The organism is Psychrobacter sp. 5A.1 (assembly GCF_030407455.1).
GTDB lineage: Bacteria > Pseudomonadota > Gammaproteobacteria > Pseudomonadales > Moraxellaceae > Psychrobacter.
In genome coordinates, this window is record NZ_JASDDJ010000061.1 from 1 (window position 1) to 19,539 (window position 19,539).

16 protein-coding genes are annotated in these 19,539 nt (G+C 44.1%); 4 read left to right on the plus strand and 12 right to left on the minus strand.

Annotation, left to right across the window (positions count from 1 at the left end):
* Positions 1–219: 219 nt before the first annotated feature.
* The 3 genes from QL982_RS11825 to hflX form a co-directional block, all read right to left on the minus strand.
* Positions 220–912 carry an LrgB family protein gene (locus tag QL982_RS11825; protein ID WP_290162132.1) on the minus strand — a complete coding sequence of 231 codons (693 nt, stop codon included), beginning with the start codon at positions 910–912 and terminating at the stop codon, positions 220–222.
* A gap of 16 nt (positions 913–928) precedes the next feature.
* Positions 929–1,363 carry a CidA/LrgA family protein gene (locus QL982_RS11830; protein ID WP_290162130.1) on the minus strand — a complete coding sequence of 145 codons (435 nt, stop codon included), beginning with the start codon at positions 1,361–1,363 and terminating at the stop codon, positions 929–931.
* Positions 1,364–1,714: 351 nt separating this feature from the next.
* A complete protein-coding gene (gene hflX / locus QL982_RS11835) occupies positions 1,715–3,142 on the minus strand; it encodes a ribosome rescue GTPase HflX (protein WP_290162128.1) in 1,428 nt (475 codons plus the stop codon).
* Between the two features lie 306 nt (positions 3,143–3,448).
* Between hflX and QL982_RS11840 the strand changes: the two genes are divergently transcribed.
* Positions 3,449–4,249 (plus strand): lysophospholipid acyltransferase family protein, encoded by an 801-nt coding sequence (locus QL982_RS11840; RefSeq protein WP_290162126.1) that lies wholly within the window; start codon positions 3,449–3,451, stop codon positions 4,247–4,249.
* A 159-nt stretch (positions 4,250–4,408) separates the two neighbouring features.
* Here QL982_RS11840 and QL982_RS11845 read toward each other — a convergent pair whose 3' ends face one another.
* Positions 4,409–5,449, minus strand: coding sequence for an aldo/keto reductase (locus tag QL982_RS11845; RefSeq protein ID WP_290162125.1), 1,041 nt, complete (start codon positions 5,447–5,449; stop codon positions 4,409–4,411).
* Between the two features lie 138 nt (positions 5,450–5,587).
* Entirely contained in the window at positions 5,588–6,085 is a 498-nt protein-coding gene (locus QL982_RS11850) for a peptidylprolyl isomerase (protein WP_290162123.1), read from the minus strand.
* A gap of 183 nt (positions 6,086–6,268) precedes the next feature.
* Between QL982_RS11850 and QL982_RS11855 the strand changes: the two genes are divergently transcribed.
* Positions 6,269–6,937 (plus strand): DUF1294 domain-containing protein, encoded by a 669-nt coding sequence (locus QL982_RS11855; protein WP_290162121.1) that lies wholly within the window; start codon positions 6,269–6,271, stop codon positions 6,935–6,937.
* A gap of 195 nt (positions 6,938–7,132) precedes the next feature.
* On the opposite strand, the gene lspA is transcribed toward QL982_RS11855, so the two are convergent.
* From lspA to QL982_RS11875, 4 genes are all read right to left on the minus strand, one after another.
* Entirely contained in the window at positions 7,133–7,780 is a 648-nt protein-coding gene (lspA, locus tag QL982_RS11860) for a signal peptidase II (RefSeq protein WP_290162119.1), read from the minus strand.
* Positions 7,773–10,634 (minus strand): isoleucine--tRNA ligase, encoded by a 2,862-nt coding sequence (ileS, locus tag QL982_RS11865; RefSeq protein ID WP_290162117.1) that lies wholly within the window; start codon positions 10,632–10,634, stop codon positions 7,773–7,775. Before ileS ends, lspA begins: the two co-directional genes overlap by 8 nt.
* Positions 10,635–11,087: 453 nt before the next feature.
* Entirely contained in the window at positions 11,088–11,639 is a 552-nt protein-coding gene (locus tag QL982_RS11870; RefSeq protein ID WP_290162115.1) for a protein disulfide oxidoreductase, read from the minus strand.
* A 120-nt stretch (positions 11,640–11,759) separates the two neighbouring features.
* Positions 11,760–13,397: a carbon-nitrogen hydrolase family protein gene (locus QL982_RS11875; protein ID WP_290162113.1), complete on the minus strand. Its 1,638-nt coding sequence runs from the start codon at positions 13,395–13,397 to the stop codon at positions 11,760–11,762.
* A 555-nt stretch (positions 13,398–13,952) separates the two neighbouring features.
* Between QL982_RS11875 and QL982_RS11880 the strand changes: the two genes are divergently transcribed.
* Entirely contained in the window at positions 13,953–14,582 is a 630-nt protein-coding gene (locus tag QL982_RS11880; RefSeq protein ID WP_290162111.1) for a BLUF domain-containing protein, read from the plus strand.
* A 113-nt stretch (positions 14,583–14,695) separates the two neighbouring features.
* Here QL982_RS11880 and QL982_RS11885 read toward each other — a convergent pair whose 3' ends face one another.
* Positions 14,696–16,138 (minus strand): FAD-binding oxidoreductase, encoded by a 1,443-nt coding sequence (locus QL982_RS11885; protein WP_290162109.1) that lies wholly within the window; start codon positions 16,136–16,138, stop codon positions 14,696–14,698.
* 350 nt (positions 16,139–16,488) lie between these two features.
* On the opposite strand from QL982_RS11885, the gene serA reads away from it, so the two are divergent.
* Positions 16,489–17,715, plus strand: a complete 1,227-nt coding sequence (serA, locus tag QL982_RS11890) for a phosphoglycerate dehydrogenase (protein ID WP_290162107.1) — start codon at positions 16,489–16,491, stop codon at positions 17,713–17,715.
* 205 nt (positions 17,716–17,920) lie between these two features.
* Here the strand turns inward: serA and QL982_RS11895 are convergent, their stop codons facing one another.
* Positions 17,921–18,919 (minus strand): rhodanese-related sulfurtransferase, encoded by a 999-nt coding sequence (locus QL982_RS11895; protein WP_356645693.1) that lies wholly within the window; start codon positions 18,917–18,919, stop codon positions 17,921–17,923.
* A 329-nt stretch (positions 18,920–19,248) separates the two neighbouring features.
* The coding region (locus tag QL982_RS11900) for a hypothetical protein (RefSeq protein ID WP_290190340.1) at positions 19,249–19,539 on the minus strand (291 nt) is incomplete at its 5' end.

The following is a 19,539-nucleotide window of genomic DNA, read 5'->3' on the forward strand; positions in this document are numbered from 1 at the left end:
TAATGAGCCATTTGCACCGAATTTTGTATACTCATAATTTTAGATAAATCAATCTTCTCAATTCTCTAAGACGCAATGATGACAATGAAATAGGCCAAGCAATATTTAATTTAGAGCCAATAATAAATAAGCGTGCAGGCAATTAAATTTATAAAAAATTGAGTGGTCTAAGCAGAAGTAAAATTAAGACTAAGACTAAGACTAAGACTAAGACTAAGACTAAGCACTGACTATAGCGCTGATAAAAATAGGTACCCAAACTGCAGTAACCAGCCCATTGACTGCCAATCCGAATGCGGCATAACGTCCCGCTGTATGACTGATTTGCCATGCTTCTACTGTACCAAATGCGTGAGCTGCGAGTCCAAGAGCCAGTCCTTTGGCACGGTCATCATCGATACCACGAAACAAAAAGCGAGCGACAGTACCACCAATCAGACCTGAGACGATGATGATTAAATTGGCCATTGGCAAAGGGGCTTTGATTAAGTCGGCGACACTCAGGCCAATGGGTGTGGTCACAGAGCGAGTAGCGAAAGCCAATATGGTGTCATGGTTGAGTGAAAATAAATAGGCCAATGACATAGGCAGTAACGCCCCAACCGCACTAGCAATAGCGACGATTAAAATGAGTTTTTTGACAGGTAAGCCTTTAAAATTCATCGCTGCGAGCGGTATGGCCAAGACTACCGTGACGTATCCCAACAGATGATCGAATACAGGCTTGGCCGCGCTATAATAGTTGTCGTAATCCCACTGCAAGACAAACAGGAAGACTAAAACTAGGACGAGCGCGGTAATTACCATCGGTAACCATGATAGTTTGCGTGCTAATACCCGTGCGATTACATGGGCGGCTAAGGTCAATAGCACTGCGGCTAGGGTCGCCACAAGTACGCTGTCAAAAGTCATAATGTCTCTCCGCAGCTCACGGCTGTCCCTTTTGCTCATTGGTAGTGGTGCTATCAGTATTGGTATCTTGATTCAGCCAGCGATTGGCCAGTATTGCTAGCCCCCACATTGGTATGAGCGTACTCACTATCATCGTTATCATCACACCCCACAGCTCATCTCCTAGCGCAAACAGTAATAAGCCTGCACCAGCAGAGACAGGTAAAAAAGCAAAACCACTATCGACCAACAAGGTATTACTGGCTTGTGTGATCCAGCTAGGCAGCCCTTTTAGCAGTCGCCATACGATCAAAATAGTGAACATGGCAACCAAGCCGACAATATTGGCGGCTTTTTCGATACCTGCCATTTGACAGAGAATAACGGCGGTCTCTCGGACCAAGATGACCATGGTCAAGGTTAGGATTAACGCGAGCCATAGAGGTATAGGGGAGGAGTGAGTAGGCTTCATAAGCAGTTTTGGCCAAGTCAGATACAGATGATGAGTTTACAAAAACGTGTGCGCGATCACTCTAGATTTTAACCTCTCAGTTACGAGGTTCACCTATCAGTATTTGTTGAATGTATAACAGGCGATTATATAGAGAGTAAGGCAACTAATAAAGCTTATGAGTAAGGACCCGTTGTCTCAAAATAAAAAGGACGACATCGATTGATATCGTCCTTTTTTGATCCTACTACATAGGCTTTGCAAAACTCATCCCAGTCGCACTGTATCGGGTTTAAAGTGGTTTGACTATATGTAAAAGTCGACTACCAAATATGCTGAGTCAGAGGTTTGCGCATGTATCTACTCAAGCGATCATTTTTCTGAATCAATCCCTTCAGCATTTAAGGCATCAAATTCGTCAAATGCTTTTTCTTCTGCTTCAGTCATTGTCTGCTCTTCAACCTCATCAGGCTGCTCAAATTCTTCAAGTACAGGCATCAGTAGCGTTGCTTGGGCAAGCGGCAGTACGTCTACTGGATCTAGATCCGCTTGACCAAGGAGTTGTCTCAATCTATCACTTGGCAAGCGAATCGTTAAGCACTCATGACCACTGTCATCATAGCTTTCTTCTTGAATCACGCCGAGCTCATACAAGGTATTTTTTAACTGTCCTGCATGATAAGGGAGCGTTAAATCAAAAGTGGTTAATGTGCCGGTGAGTAACTGCTGCACGGCTAATGATAATTCTTCCATGCCCAAGTTCTCTCTAGAAGACACATAGACGCGGTTAGGTTCACCTTCGCTGGCATAGCCGATACGTGCAGGTTCATCCGTCAAATCAATTTTGTTGTAGACATTGAGCACTGGTACATTGTTATCGATTTCAGCCAGTACATCTTTGACCGCTTGAATTTGCTCGTGCATGTCTTCGCTAGAGGAATCGATAACATGCAATAATAAGTCTGCCTCTAGCGTCTCTTCTAGTGTTGCATGAAACGATTCGACCAACTCATGTGGCAAATGACGGACAAAACCTACCGTATCAACCAAAACGACTCGTCCCACACCTTGCCAGTCTAAGCGGCGTAGCGTTGGATCGAGTGTCGCAAACAATTTATCAGCAGCATAGATGTTTTCATCCACCAAGCGATTGAACAAAGTGGACTTGCCCGCATTGGTATAACCAACAAGTGAAATAGTCGGCACGTCTGATTTTTGGCGGCGGGCTCGACCTTGCGCACGGGTCTGTCTGACTTTCTCAATTCTACTTTTGAGCTGCATGACGCGCACTTGTAACAAGCGACGATCCGTCTCAAGCTGGGTTTCACCTGGTCCACGCAGACCAATACCACCTTTTTGACGCTCCAAATGCGTCCAACCACGCACCAAACGCGTCGATAAATGATTCAGCTGTGCCAGCTCAACTTGGAGCTTACCTTCATAAGTACGGGCACGCTGAGCGAAAATGTCCAAGATCAAACCAGTACGATCAAGTACACGGCATTGCACCAATGCTTCGATATTACGCTCTTGTGAGGGTGACAGGCTGTGGTTAAAAAGTACGATATCCGCATCATGCTCGCGCACTAATTCTGCGATTTCTTGTGCTTTGCCGCTACCGACGAAGTATCTGGCATCAGGGCGCGCACGGGAGCCTGTGACCAGTGCCAAGCGATCTGCACCGGCTGAGTCTGCTAATAGCTCAAACTCGCCTAGATCGTCGGGATCCTGAATTTGGCGGATGTCCAAATGTACAATAATGGCGCGCTCACCACCTTCATGTCTTTCAAAATAATCCAAAGAGTATCACCTATTTAATAAAGTAAATATATCGCTATTATCAGTTCAGTATACTTTGATATAGCATTCATCTGATTGTATATATATGGTCTTATCACTTGATATTAAAGGGTATGAGCATAATTAGCGATGGTTTTATGTTACAGCACTTACTGTGGCTTATTTTTTATAAATCTGCTTTATTGCCCATTTGTATAAAAGTAAACACTCACTGAGTGAACAAGCTATCACTGAGCGTGTGAACTTTGTTATACTTAGCTCGTTTTTTGACTATTAAACACCCGTTATTTAATCATGAGGGCGAAGATGAGCCAAGCTAAATCAAGCTTTTCACTCAGACAACAGTTGGGTCGTGGCAAGCAAATTGCTGGCATGACCACGACCATGGTCGGCGGCTTGCGTGCTGCACAGCGTATCGGTGCATTTAGGCAGCCACCGCGCGAAACACTGCCGCGCTATATCCAGACGTTTTGTCGTAAGATGGCAGGCTCGTTTGGGGTAAAGGTGGTTGAGGTTGAGCCAGTAGAGCAACATCACGGCCTATGGGTATCCAACCATGTGTCATGGATGGATATTCCTGTCGTTGGTACTGTGAGCCCAGCGTTCTTTTTATCTAAAGCTGAAATTGGCGAGTGGCCTGTGTTTGGCAAGCTTGCTCATGCGGCAGGAACGCTGTTCATTGAGCGCGGCTCCGGTGATGCAGGCTCAGTATCAGCACAGATTGCAGATTTTTTAGCCAAAGGTTTTTCGGTGATTTTCTTTCCCGAAGCAACCACTACCAGTGGCAAAAAAATCAAGCGTATCCATGGCACATTGCTCCAGTCGGCGATAGACGCTGATGTCCCTATCAGACCGATTATCGTCGCTTATGTCAATAAAGATGGCACACTAAGCGAAGCATTGCCCTATTTTGGCAAGATGACGATGAAGGACAGTATGAAAAAAGTACTCGATAGCAAAGACATCACAGCATATGTATTGCCATTAGCACCGATAGATCCAAAAGGCTGCACCAAAAGTGAGCTGACCAATTTATTGCAAGCACGCATGAATGAAGGATTGGCAGAGTTGCATTCAAGAGTTCTTAGTGCACCAGTTGAAGACTGATTAACTTAGAGTTGAGCTAGTGTAGCTAATATCAGATAGTCAATAAAAGGGCGCAAATCGAAACGATTTGCGCCCTTTTTTTTGGCAGATTTAATAGAGCAAGCATAATGTCATTTATTCAGCAGTCTCTATTAATATTTACTCTCTATAAACGACCAACTATGGCGATGGATTAGGCTGCTGTGTATGCACCGCTTCAATCGCTGCTAAGACATCGGCTGTTAGCTCAATATTGACACTATCGATGTTTGATTTGAGTTGCTCGGTCGTCGTTGCCCCAATGATGTTACTGGTGACAAAGTGACGAGAGTTAACGAATGCTAGTGACATCTGCGCCATGTCCAGCCCTGCATCAGCCGCTATTTTGGCATATTGTTCAGTGGCTGATATAGCCTCTTCATTGGTATAGCGGGCAAAGCGATCGTACATCGTCAGGCGCGCGCCAGTCGGGCGCTTGCCATCGAGATATTTACCAGACAGTACGCCAAAGCCGAGTGGAGAATAGGCGAGTAAGCCAACATTCTCACGATGAGCAATCTCTGCCATATTAATTTCATATAAGCGGTTCAGCAAGCTGTATGGGTTTTGCACAGTAACAGGCGGGATTAAGCCATTTTTATCCGCCTCCCATAGGTAGCGCATCAGTCCCCAAGCAGTATCGTTCGACAGTCCATAAGACCGAATACGACCTGTTTTAATCTCATCATTCAGTGCTTGAATGGTCTCTAAAAACGGTGTCAAATCATCTAGCGGTTGCGATGCCATCTCTTCGGTATAACCAAGCTGACTAAAAAAGTTGGTCTGACGCTCAGGCCAGTGCAGCTGATAGATGTCGATATAATCTGTTTGTAGACGTTTTAGATTGTCATCAATAGCACCACTGATGTGCTCAGCGTTAAAACGCGTTTGCCCGTCACGCAAAAACCCCATCGGTGATATTTTGCTGGCGAGAATGACTTTGTCACGCTGTTTGGTCTTGTTAAACCAAGTGCCCATAAAGCGTTCAGTATCGCCTTGTTTGTCTTTATCTGGCGGTGAGGGGTACATCTCGGCGGTGTCCCAAAAGTTGACCCCTTCGCTGAGTGCCAAGTCCATTTGCTCATGTGCTTGAGTTTCCGTATTTTGCTGTCCCCATGTCATTGTACCGAGACAGATTTTAGATATTTTTTCATCGAGCTGCGGCAGCATATTGTATTGCATGCTAGTCTCCTTTTTGACGGTGTTTTATTTATAGTAATTTTTGGCTAGTGCGGGTTGATTCTGAGCTGCTTTTTGAGTGAGCACACATTTAAACAAACATGCGTTTAAATAATTATGAATTAAATGCATCCTAACTGGCTACATCAATTTGATACCAGTGACACCAGGCGGGGTGACTTTAAAGATTTTTACTTTAAACAATACGTCTTGTCCTGCAAGAGGATGGTTAAAATCTACTTCGACTTGGTCCTCATGGATGGCACTGATAGTACCAGGTAGGGTGTTTTTGCCTTTGTCTTCGAATTCAACCATCATGCCGATTTCTGGATGGTCAGCAACTAGCGCGAATTGAGGGCGGCTGAATTGTTGGATGTTTTCAGGATTCCACTCACCAAATGCCTGCTCTGGCTCAAGGTGTGCACTGCGAGTGTCACCGGCGCGTAGATTCATCAGTACTTGTTCAAAACCAGGTAACAAGCTCTCATCACCGATGGTCAAAGACACGGGTGCATCACGATTAAACGTTGAGTCGATGATAGTGCCATTTGCTAGTGAAACTTCAAAGTGTAGCTTCACAAGGCTGCCGTGAGCGATACGAGTGTCTTCGTTTGGATTGATAAATTGAGATTGAGTCATAATAAAAAGCCATCGGTTGCTAGAATAAAAGAATAGAAAATAATGCGTTTGATTACTGTCTCTTTAATTGCAGTATTATAGTGTAAGAAATAATAAGCCATCTAAGACCAGATGTAAGCGTCAATAATGTAACGCAGATGGTGTACTATAATTGGCAATTCTAAAAGATATGAGGTGTCGGTGGTGAATAAACAACAAGGCACTGTCAAAAAATGGCAGGATGATAAAGGGTTTGGCTTTATCGAAACCGAAACAGGCGAGTCTGTTTTCTTTCATGTTAGTGAGTTTAAAGCGCGTCGTCGTCCGGATGTCGGTGAGCAAGTCGTCTTTAGTATTGGACAAGATGCGGAGGGACGTAGGCGAGCCAAGCAAGTACAAGAGCTTGGGTTCGTACAGCAAAAAATGTCACAAAAAAACCAGCAGATCCGAAAACGCAATCAAAAACGCAGCCATCAGGCGGAATTTGAAGCAGGACAAAAGAAACGCTCGTTCCTTGGCTTGGCTTTTTATGGTGTCTTAGCTTTATTAGCAGCGACAGATAAACTGAGCTGGCTAGTGGTCGGCTGGTATGCGGCATTAGGGCTGATTACTTATGGGATGTATGCCAAAGACAAAGCAGCGGCACAGAATGGTGACTGGCGTACGCCTGAGTCTACACTACATCTACTCAGTACACTTGGTGGTTGGGTAGGGGCGTTAATTGCCCAAACCTATTTACGCCATAAATCACAAAAGCCTGAGTTTCGAGTTACCTATTATTTAACGGTTGTTGTTAATATGGCAGGATTGTTGTTTTTATTGGCGGGTGGTGGTTTAGAGACGTTGACTGATTTATTATCAGGGTTGCTATAGTCGGTGAACTACTAAACCGCTACGGCGCTACCCTTCTTAGATGTACTATTTGTACAATCTGCAGTCGGCTGCCTTGTACCTATTTTACAGTTCTTTGACTATATAACCATACTAACGGACAAAAAAAGGTGGGTTACGACTGCGTAACCCACCTTTTTATTTATGAATTGAACTGGTTTATCTAACTACACGCAATTATGGCCGTGGCATTTCACGCTTTTTTTCCAAAAACAGCATATCAATGACAATCATCGCCACACCAATACTGATGCCCATATCTGCAATATTGAAGATAGGATAATGCCAGATATCAGCATTATGTACATGGATAAAATCGATGACATGACCATGTAGTAGGCGGTCAATAAGGTTGCCAACTGCACCGCCAAGCACCAGTGCTAAGCCAAACGATAACAGCGTGGCTTTGCGTGGCGCTTTGATCAAATAGATAATCAAAAACAGCGACATGAGTAATGCCAGTCCTGAAAAAAACCACTTTTGCCAACCACCCGCATCCGCCAAAAAGCTAAATGCCGCACCATAGTTATAAGCCAATGTCCAATTGAGAAATGGCTCAATCACTGGTACGGGCTCATGAAAGGTCAGTTTGGTTTCAGCCAACCACTTGGTCCACTGATCAATAATAACGATAATCAGCGCCAGAAAGTACCACATAAAAGCACGACTGCCATTGGCGACCAGTTTTGGTGTCCTATTTGTTGACTTGTTCAGACGGCTTTTAGGCATGGTCGAGCTACCTGTGGTTGCATGAGCAGGTTTGGGCGAATGATCGACATCAACCAGCGGCTGCGTATTATCAGATGAGTCCGTGGAGTTAGGCATAATGGCGCACCTCACCGTCGCCACTGACATTGGTCACGCAGCGCGCGCATAGCTCAGGGTGTGTGCTATCTGTGCCGATATCATCACGGATGTGCCAGCAGCGTACACACTTAGTACCAGTAGCCGCGCTTACTTGTACCACTAAATCTACGGACGCTTCGGTATTGGTTTCGGTCGCATCATCTGTCTGTTTGATGCTATCGGCAGGGGCTTCACTCATTGGCTTTAGCGCTGCGTTGCTAGTGATGAGTACAAAGCGAAGCTCTTCATCAAGCTTGGCTAGGCTTTCATACATTGCACCGTCAGCGTACAGATTCACATCGGCAGATAAGTTTGCATTGATGATTTTTTCACCACGCGCCGTTTCGATATGTTTGTTCACCATATCTTTGGCGAACATAATGCGCTGCCAATCGTCATTACTGATCGCACTTAGCTCAAATGCTGGGAATTTATACCACTCTTGAGTGAATACATAGCCGCCTTTATCAGCATCACGTTGGTTCAGTACTTCCCAAGCCTCTTGCGCGGTGAATGACAAGATCGGTGTGATCCAGCGAATCAGTGCATGAGTGATATGATAGATAGCCGTCTGCGCAGAGCGACGCGGCTGTCCATCTGCCTGTGTGGTGTACTGACGATCTTTGATGATATCTAAGTAGAAGCTACCCAAGTCTTGTGAGCAAAACGCAGTGATGTGCTGAGTGACTTGGTGGAAATCCATTGCATCATAAGCGCTAATGATTTGCGCTTGTACGCTTTGTGCACGCTCAATGATAAACTTATCAAGACTCACTAGCTCATTGACATCAATGCTGTCAGTCACTGGATTAAAGTCGTCGGTGTTGGCAAGCAAGAAACGTAAGGTATTACGGATACGGCGATACATATCGATCGCGCCTTTAAAGACCGTTTTACCTGCGCTCATCTCATAACGATAGTCGCTCGACGCAATCCACAGGCGCAGCATGTCCGCACCCGTTTTGTTAATCTCTTCTTGCGGCGTGATGATATTGCCCAGTGATTTACTCATCTTGCGACCGTTTTCATCGACCACAAAACCATGGGTCAATACTTGCTTGAACGGTGGGCGCTCATACATGGCTTCCGATGTCAATAATGATGTTTGGAACCAGCCGCGATGTTGGTCAGAGCCTTCTAGATATATGTCTGCTGGGTTGGTCAATTCATCACGCTGATCAAGTACGGCAAAATGCGTCGTGCCTGAGTCAAACCAAACATCCAATGTGTCAGTCGCTTTGTCATAGTCAGCGGCCTCGCTGCCTAAGAAATCTTCACAGCTGGCATCAAACCACGCTTCCACGCCGCCTTCATTGATTTTTTGTGCCGCGACTTCCATCAACTCAAGCGTGTTTGGATGCAATTCGCCTGTTTCTTTGTGAGTGAAGAAAGTGATTGGCACGCCCCACGTACGCTGACGTGAGATACACCAATCAGGACGGCCTGTCATCATTGCTTCGATACGGTTTTGTCCCCATGCTGGCGTCCAGCTAACCGATGGAATGTCAGCAAGCGCGCGATCACGTAAGCCTTTGGTTTCCATATTGATAAACCACTGAGGGGTGGCACGGAAAATAATCGGTGACTTATGGCGCCAGCAATGCGGATAGCTGTGCTCAATTTTGGTATGGCTGATTAAATGCCCATTATCATGCAATGTGGCGATGATTTTTGGATTGGCTTTATAGATGTGCTCGCCTGCAAATACCGCCGCACTGTCTAAATAAACACCCGTACCGCTTACAGGGTTTTCCACCGGTAAGTTATATTTTAGACCAACGATATAATCGTCCAAACCATGACCAGGTGCGGTATGTACCAGACCAGTACCGCTATCTGTGGTTACGTGATCGCCTAAGATGAGCGGTACTTGACGGTCTTCAATCAGTGGATGCTGGGCACGTAACCCTTCAAGCTCGCTGCCTGATACGGTTGCTAGGATGCCGTTATTTTCTAGTTTGAGCTCTGTCAACGCAGTTTCTACAAGATCCGCTGCGAGTAGCAGGTTGCCTTTTTCGGTAGCAACCACGCTATAGTTATGCTCTGGATGTACTGAGATAGCTTGGTTGGCAGGTAACGTCCATGGCGTGGTGGTCCAAATAACAGCAGCGATATTACCCGCTACTTCAGCTAGTGCGGCCACTTTATCTGTACCGAGCACATCAAAACTGACATAAATCGCATCAGAGACTTTATCTTGATACTCTACTTCAGCTTCTGCTAGGGCAGAGCTACAGTCCAAGCACCAGTTGACAGGCTTCATACCGCGAGTCACATGACCGTTGTCATAGATTTTGGCAAGCGCACGTACGATATTGGCTTCTTGATGAAAGTTCATGGTCAAATAAGGATTGTCCCAATCACCAAACACACCTAAGCGTTTGAAGTCTGTTTTTTGCAGTTCAATCTGAGTGCTCGCGTATTCGCGGCACAGACCACGGAATTCGGTAGCAGAAACTTTTTGACCAACTTTACCGACCTTGGCTTCGACTTTTTGTTCGATTGGCAGACCATGACAATCCCAACCAGGGACATAAGGCGCGTCAAATCCTGACATGGTTTTTGATTTTACAATAATGTCTTTTAATACTTTATTGACCGCGTGACCCAAATGAATCTGACCATTGGCGTAGGGAGGGCCATCATGCAAAATATACTTGGTTGCACCGGCACGTGCCTGACGAATTTTGCCATACACATCGTCTGCTTCCCAAGCAGCCAGCCAATCTGGCTCGCGTTTAGCAAGGTTTGCGCGCATCGCAAATGGCGTGTCCGCAAGGTTCAGTGTGTCTTTGTAATCTTGGCTTGGCGTGTCAGTGCTTTTATCAGTCATAGAAGGTATCTTTTTAAAAGGTAGGTTTGTGTGTCGGTTCAAAACCGGATACAAGGCTCGATGTTCAATGTATTTCAATATAGTACTGAGGTTTACGCTGTGTTGAAATGTTCAATTACGAATAGTAAGTATATTGCTCATCATAGTTGGTTTATCAACCATCATGCCAATAAATAACCATTGTCGCTCATTAGTCCGTAAATAGTTACGTCAATAATAAATGGTAACGAGACGATTGCAACATAAAATATGCTTATAAAAATAATGATAAAATTTTTTTAGATCGGCAGCTATTATATGACAAAAAGGGTAGGGTAAAAAGAGCTGAGCGATATCGCCCTAATTTTGTCCAATATCAACCGTTTATCTGCGTCATATATCGTTGACTAAACCTTAAGCAGGGCCTCTCTGAGTGTCGATTGAGTGAGAGGCAAAGGATGTATGTATCAGCTGCTAAAAAACCGACGATAACCACAGTCGTAACTTCAATGACCAAAGTGGCTGAATCCCCGTCAGGCCTTGCGTCATCTCACCATCTTTTAGAATGACATACGAAGGCGTGACTTGTCCTTGCCAGTCGTCAAAGATATAACCTTCTTGATCATTTACCGTCGTAAAGTTGAAGTTTTTTTCAGTCAGGTAATTCTGCAACTCTTGGTTAGATCCTGATTGAACGGCGATAGTAACAACAGGATAATTATTTGCGGCGGCCAGCTTGTTTATCGTTGGAGAGGTAAAGCTACAGACTGAACACCACGTACCCCAAAAATATACCAGTGTCGGCTGCTCGTGACTCAGCGCGGCCAAATCAACGGCTTGCCCTTGATAGTCCATCAATTGCAACTGAGGATTGGCTGGCATGACAGGCTGTCGCCACCAGTTGACTGCGGTATAAATCACAACAAACATCAGACCGTATAACAGCACCGTCTTAAATACAGACATTACTTTTTGTCTGGTTGTTTTTGCAGGAAGGCGCTCTTTACTATTAATATCAGTCGTCATAGTGGCTGCTTGGTTATCCTACATGTTTTTGGTAGATAAAATAAACGGCTGAAATATCAGCCGTGTTATTCACAAATTTGATTACATAGTTGTTAACAGGTAAGTTATCTACCCACCTGATTAAGGCTTTTGTGCGCGATTTTGTAATGGATTGCCAATGAGTACGCTGCCTGAATTTTCACGGCGTTCTTCATCATTCAACTTGCTCGCTGGAACTTTGGCTTTGCGCTTCCACTTTAAGCTGAACAAATCATCACGGCGGTCAATCAGGTTATGTACTGAGCCTTCGTTACGCACATGGATAAGTTTGTCTAAGTTCACATCAGAGAAAAATACCATCTCCGTGTTGGCAGTGGTCTCTGCCATAATCGCATCATGCGGGAACGCAAAATCTGATGGTGAAAAAATCGACGATTGAGCGTACTGAATATCCAAACTCTCAACTTGCGGTAAGTTGCCCACTGACCCACAAATCATCACATAGCATTCGTTTTCAATCGCGCGTGCTTGCGCACAGTGACGCACACGTAAGTAGCCGTTCTTGGTATCGGTCCAGAAGGGCACGAACAAGATATCCATGTCATCAAGTGCCATAAGGCGTGCAAGTTCGGGAAATTCAACATCATAGCAGACCAAGATGCCGATACGTCCCGCATCGGTATCAAATACTTTGACCTCGTCGCCACCTTCGATTACCCAAGCGCTACGCTCATGTGGGGTAATGTGGATTTTGCGCTGCTCTTCAACTGTACCATCGCGGCGACACAAATAGCTGACATTATATAAGATATCGTCTTCATCCAATAACGGCATAGAGCCTGTAATGACATTGACGTTATAGCTGACGGCCAAATGTGATATTTCGTTTTTGAACCATTCTGTATAACCTGCCAAAAAACGAATCGCGAGATTTTGATCCGTTTCTTCGCACAAACCCATCAATGGCGCATTAAAAAATTCAGGCAAGCAGGCAAAATCAGAGTTGTAATCGGCCATGATATCGACAAAAAACTCAACCTGTTGTAGTAATTCTTCAGGTGATTCGACTTCACGCATCTGCCACTGGATACCACCAATACGCACCTCGGATTTACGCGTGTTGGGCTTATAGTCTTTGGGCTCGTAATAGATATTTGCCCACTCAAGCAAGGTAGCAAAGCCTTTTGATTGCTTGTCATCAGGTAGATATGCGGTCAAGATACGTTTGACAATAAAGCCGTTTGATAACTGGAAAGACAGGGCAGAATCATGAATTTCACGACTTTCAACCGCATCGATATATTCGCCTGGGGTCAAATCTTTATAATTATGGTAATTAGGTATGCGTCCACCCGCCAAAATAGCGCGTAAATTCAACTGTCGGCACAGCTCTTTGCGTGCATCATACAGACGACGGCCGAGACGATAGCCACGATAATCAGGATCGATGAGTGCATCCAAACCATAAATAGCATCGCCTTCAGGATTGTCTCTGATGATGTTTTTTTGTCCAATTAAGTCATCATAAGTATGTGGATTAGAAAACTTGGCATAATCGACGCGCATAGAGAGCACGATACCAATCAGCTGGTCGTGATCAAACAGTGCAATTTGACCTTCAGGAAAGGCATCGATTAAAGTATGAATGGTGGTCTTTGACCATGCGCCACCTAAGTTTACATAGACACGATCCATCAATGCTTTTAATTGTGGATAGTCTTTTTTCTTGATTTCAGCAATCGTCAAATGAAAATCATCTAGTTTTTCTATTTTGCTCATAATATTCCTGTTTTACATATCTACTGAATTTAGTGGTATCAAATAGTTGGATGGTAGCACTTGGCTGTGCCGGTTCTTGTGCAAAAAAGTAATAAAAATATTCCAATAGGAAGACATTGTCGTTACAATAATTTATTGCCGTATTTACAATAGGTTATGATGATATTTTATGTCGTTTTTCTCACTATATTTGGTATTTATTTTGACTGAATGAGATGATGATGAAACGATTATAATCGTCACATGCTATATCGCTTAATACCTATCGCACCTGTGGACAGTGACAAAAGCATCATTTAGCGCTAGTGCCACTACTGTCTTATTTGTGCAGGTTCAACACGCCTTATTTATTATCTCAATATAGAATCTAAATAATATCTATCAGTACCTTTCGTTTTGCTTGTTATGATAGCAAGCTGTTACGGTAATAACAGTCTTACGTGGTAACTATTTGCTACGTTTTTGTGAGTCAGATTTCTTGTTTAGCTCAGGCATAGTATTGTTTTGCTTGTTTTGTTTAGCCGTCTTTCATCGGCTTTTTAGGATTATTATATTATGCCCTTAAATCACACCAGTAGAATCATTAAATGGGATGAGATAGAAGACTCATCGCTGGTTCAGTTGGTCTATGTCAGTACGCTGACGGTTGGCTCACGCTTGAGCACGTCTATATTTGAGGAAGTCGAAGGCCATGCCCGTCACTACAATCAACAGCATAGCATCACCGGCACGCTATGCTATGGTAATGGCCATTTTTTGCAGTGTATCGAAGGTAAAAAGTCAGATGTTATGGCGTTGCAAAAACGTATCTTTGCCGATAGTCGTCATAAAAGTGTAGAAGTGTTGCTATTACAAGTCATCAATCATCGCAGCTTTGCCGACTGGCGTATGCGCTTGCTGTTTTTGGAGCGTTGGTTGTGGTCACCAGCGACCAAAAGGCAGGCGATGCAATTGTCACCGTATTTGCCATTTGCACCGCATGGTTGGTCGTCTGATCGAACCGAACAGTTCTTGCAAATCATCAAAACTTTTGACAGCCCGCCACATATCAAAGCAGCAGGCATTACTTATAATGCGTTGGGCAATATGTTTCGCCATATCGCGGCCCCGCATCAAGCATTTTTGATTATTCAAGGAATGTTGAGTGTACTACTGGTGGTGGCGCTGATACTACTATATTTATAAATTATCGCTTTTATAAGCCAAAAAAAGACGCTAGCCTTCATGGGTTAGCGTCTTTTTTATTGAGGGTAGGTTAAACATTTAAGATACCCTCAATCCCGTGAGCAATCAGCCCATCACATATCAAAAATCTTACCACGATTCATGATATTGTTTGGGTCAAAGACTTTTTTGACCTCTCGTAAATAATCAATCTCAGTCTCGCTGCGGCTGTATTGTAGATATGGCTTTTTAGTCATGCCCACGCCATGCTCAGCAGACACTGAACCACCATATTTCTGTACCGTCTCAAACACATATTTATTGACGACCTGACACTCAGCAAAGAAGTCATCTTTGCTCATGTTTTCAGGCTTTAAGATGTTGAGATGCAAATTGCCATCACCGATATGACCGAACCAGCACACTTCAAAGTCAGGATAGTTACTGCTGACAATGTGATCAATCTCTTCGATAAAGGTCGGTACGTGGCTTATTAGTACCGATACATCATTCTTATAAGGGGTAAACACTGAAATGGTCTCCGAGATATACTCACGCAGTTTCCACAGCTCTTCGGCCTGTGCCAAGCTCTGACTCATGACACCATCGACGACCCAACCTTGCTCCATACAATGCTCAAATATCGCCATGGCTTTGTCCATGATTGGCTCATAAGGTGCTTCAAACTCTAGCAATGTATAAAACTTGGTGCGTGATTCAAATGGCTCTTGTACTTGACCGTGTGCCATCAGTTTATCAATCGCCACATCGTCAAAGAACTCAAAAGCCGTTAAGTCAATCTGTGCCTGAAAGGCAGAGAGCACGTTCATAACATCGTTAAAGCTGTCCATGCCCAGTACCATGACGTTTAGGTCTTGCGGCTGACGTTCCAGCTTGATTTGCGCATGGGTGACTAAACCTAGTGTGCCTTCACTACCGATAAATAATTGGCGCAGATCATAACCTGTGGCGTTCTTTACCATACCGCGATTCAGCTGCAAGATATCGCCTTTACCCGTGACGACGGTCAGCCCCATGATCCATTGACGGGTCATGCCATAGCGAATGACTTTGATACCGCCAGCATTGGTACCGATATTGCCGCCGATTTGACTTGATCCTGCTGAGGCAAAGTCGACAGGATAGTACAAGTCTTTGGACTCTGCGAATTGTTGCAACTGCTGAGTGATGACACCGGCCTCAACTTCAACCATGCGATCGGCAGGATAGAACTGTCCGATATGGTTCATTTTATCCATGCTGACGACGATTTCACCGTTGGCAGCGACTGCACCAGCAGAGAGTCCTGTACGACCACCACTCGGGGTTAGGACGACATTGTTTTCATTGGCAAGCAGTACGATGGATTGCACTTGCTCAGTAGTTTTCGGAAAGACGATGGCAGCAGCCGCTGGCGCAAAATGCTTGGTCCAGTCTTTGCCCCAGTGCGCTAAGCTCTCAGCGTCGGTTTTGATTTGGCTGGGGTCGAATTGATGCACATCAACCAGTGTGCTCAAGATAGCTTGAACAGCAGTTGTATGGGTATTGGGTATGGGCTGAGCGGTAGTTGGCGTCATGATTAAATCTCAATATTGGCGTAAGCACGATGCTGGGGCTGACTATTATATAACGAAACCTCTGTCAGGTCAGTGATCAGTCAATTCGTGGCAGCAACAAGTAGGTGATACTCTCTATATATAGAATCTGTATGTATGAAAGAGGGTAAACAACAAAAAACGCTTTGGTCAATTTCAAACAGAATGATTCACTATAGCATAAAATTTTTTCAGGCTTGATAACCAATAATTCATCTAATCTGCTAACATCGGCGTCGAATTTTGTGTAAGATATCGAGACTGTTTTCGTTTCATCCATCATAGATTATCTCTCAGATAATTTTATAAGACAATTATAGGACAGTTCTCATATGGCGTTATCACTACAAAAAGACAAAATCCGGTTTTTATTGCTTGAAGGTCTACATGACAATGCCCAAAAAGTATTGGAAGGTGCTGGTTATCACAATATCGAAAATATCAGTCACGCCTTAGACAAAGACGAGCTAATCGAAAAGATCAAAGATGCGCACTTTATTGGGATTCGTTCGCGCACTCAGCTGACACGTGAAGTGCTTGAGCATGCGCACAAATTGATCGGCATTGGTTGCTTTTGTATTGGTACTAACCAAGTAGATCTAGAAGCGGCTCGTGACCTCGGGGTTCCAGTTTTTAACGCGCCATACTCGAATACTCGTTCGGTGGCTGAGCTGGTATTGGCGGAAGCGATTATGCTGTACCGCGGTATCCCTGAAAAGAATGCCACCGTGCATCGCGGCGGCTGGGGCAAGTCTGCAACCAACTCACACGAAGTGCGTGGCAAGACTATTGGTATCGTTGGCTACGGCTCTATCGGCTCACAGTTGTCTGTCTTGGCAGAAAGCTTCGGTATGAAGGTCATTTATCATGATGCCGTGACCAAACTGCCACTAGGCAACGCGGTACAAGTTGGTAGTCTAGAAGAGTTACTATCAACGGCTGATATCGTGACATTGCACGTGCCTGATGTGCCAAGCACCCGTTATATGATGAAAGCTGAGCAGTTCGCCCAAATGAAAGAAGGCAGCTACTTTATCAATGCCGCACGTGGTACTTGTGTAGAGATTGATGACCTCGCTGCTGTGCTTGAGTCTGGCAAAATATTGGGCGCGGCGATTGACGTGTTCCCAAAAGAGCCAAAATCAGCTGACGAAGAGTTTGAGTCGCCACTGCGTAAGTTTGATAATGTGATTTTGACGCCGCATATTGGTGGTTCAACGCAAGAAGCACAGGCCAATATTGGTTTAGAAGTAGCGGATAAATTCGTCAGATACTCTGATCAAGGTGATACAGCAACGGCGGTGAACTTCCCAGAAGTTTCTGTTCCGTTCAAAGAAAATTCGCATCGTCTGCTACATATTCACAAAAACGTACCAGGCGTACTGTCTCAGATTAACCGTCTGTTTGCTGAAGCAGGCATTAACATTTTAGCCCAGAGTCTTATGACAGAGGGCGATGTTGGTTATTTGATTATGGATGTGGATTATAGTGACTCAACCGCTGCGTTAGACCAATTAAAAGACGTAGAAGAAACCATCCGCGTACGTATTTTATTTTAGTATAGTCAGTCCACTATAAAAGCGTTGCAGCGTTAACCTCGCTTGAAGTATTACACAGACATCTGCACTTGGTTGCCTTGTGCCACTTTTAAATTGGATCAACTCTATCAGCACTGATTGTTTCGATAAGTGCTGATAATTTGTCATAAAAAAAGAGAGGCTCTATTAATGAGAGCCTCTCTTTTTTATTTTGCTAAATCTAAATCTAGTTAGCTTTGGCGTTGTTTGCGGCTTCCGCTTGCAGACGTGCTTCAGTTTTAGCGGCTTTGCGTTTCTCTATCACATCTATCACGTCGCTGCCGATATGCGCTTCACCACGTTTTTTCGCTAGCTGCATTTGATGCTCGCGTTCACGGAAACGGGCTTTTTGCTCTTCAGTTGCTTTATCGATACAATGCGGGCATGACTCGCCTTTAATATAGGCGCTGCTTTGCATCTCTTCTTGAGTAATCGGCATGCGGCATGCGAAACATTGCTCGTAGCTGCCTTTTTCTAAGTTGTGATTGACCGATACACGGTTGTCAAAGACAAAGCAGTCACCTTCCCACATAGAGTCGCTAGCAGGCACTTCTTCTAGATATTTTAGGATGCCGCCTTCTAAGTGATAAACCTCTTCAAACCCTTGTTCACGCATATAGGCAGTGGATTTTTCGCAGCGGATACCACCAGTACAGAACATCGCGACTTTTTTATGCTTAGCTGGATCCATCTCTTTTGCTACGTATTCTGGGAACTCGCGGAAGGTCTCAGTATTTGGATTGACGGCATTTTTAAAGGTACCGATTTGCACTTCATAATCGTTACGAGTATCAATAAGAATGACATCAGGATCAGAGATTAGTGCATTCCATTCGCTTGGTTTTACATAACGGCCGACCGATTGCAAAGGATCGATATTTTCGACACCCATGGTGACGATTTCTTTTTTGAGTTTTACCTTAGTACGATAAAATGGCTGTTCGTTGGTATATGACTCTTTAAAGGTAAATGTGCCAATCGCTTCGATACTACGCAGATAGTCGAGGACAGTATCAATACTTTGGCGTGTACCAGAAATCGTACCGTTAATGCCTTCAGCGGCAATCAATAAAGTACCTTTTACATCGTTATCGAGCATGGTATTTAAGATTGGCTCACGGTATTGCTTAAAATCACTAAAGCGTGTGAATTTATAGAGTGCCGCAACGACGATATTATTGGTCACGCTATCGTAGACGGGGGCTGACTTGTTATCAGCTGTAGTGGTGCTATCTTGGATATTGCTACTTTGAGTGGTACTCATGTTTTTCTCCTGCTGGCTAGGTCGTAAACCTAGTGCGTTGGGTTAGTAGTCTGGTGCAAATAAATACGCTATTGTGTCATCCTCGCTTGATGTACGCTGGGTACAATCTGCGCTCGGCTTCCTTATATCGCATGCATTTGAAATAGACTTTATTAGTTCAAAATGGGTGATAACACTAGTCTAATTGTGGAATTTGCTAATGCGCGTGTAGTGTAGCAAGTTTTAGTAGGATTTTGAATGGAAGAAAAATATTAGTACATATTTATCTTTGGTCTAATATTTTTAATTGGTCCAGTAGTTCTCTCTGAGAACTCACTTGTGCTTTTATCTATGTAAGAATTATCAAAATTTAATTTATATATATCAGGCATTAGGATAAATTCTAACCACTTATTTTTCATCCATGACTCAACAATATCTTTACCCAAAATTGCTATTAGATTAGCCATCTGTATATGTGGATGATGGTATAGTCGATCCACAATAAAACTAGTACAACCCATATCATAGAACAGTTTAGGTAAATTATTCTCCATCCAGCC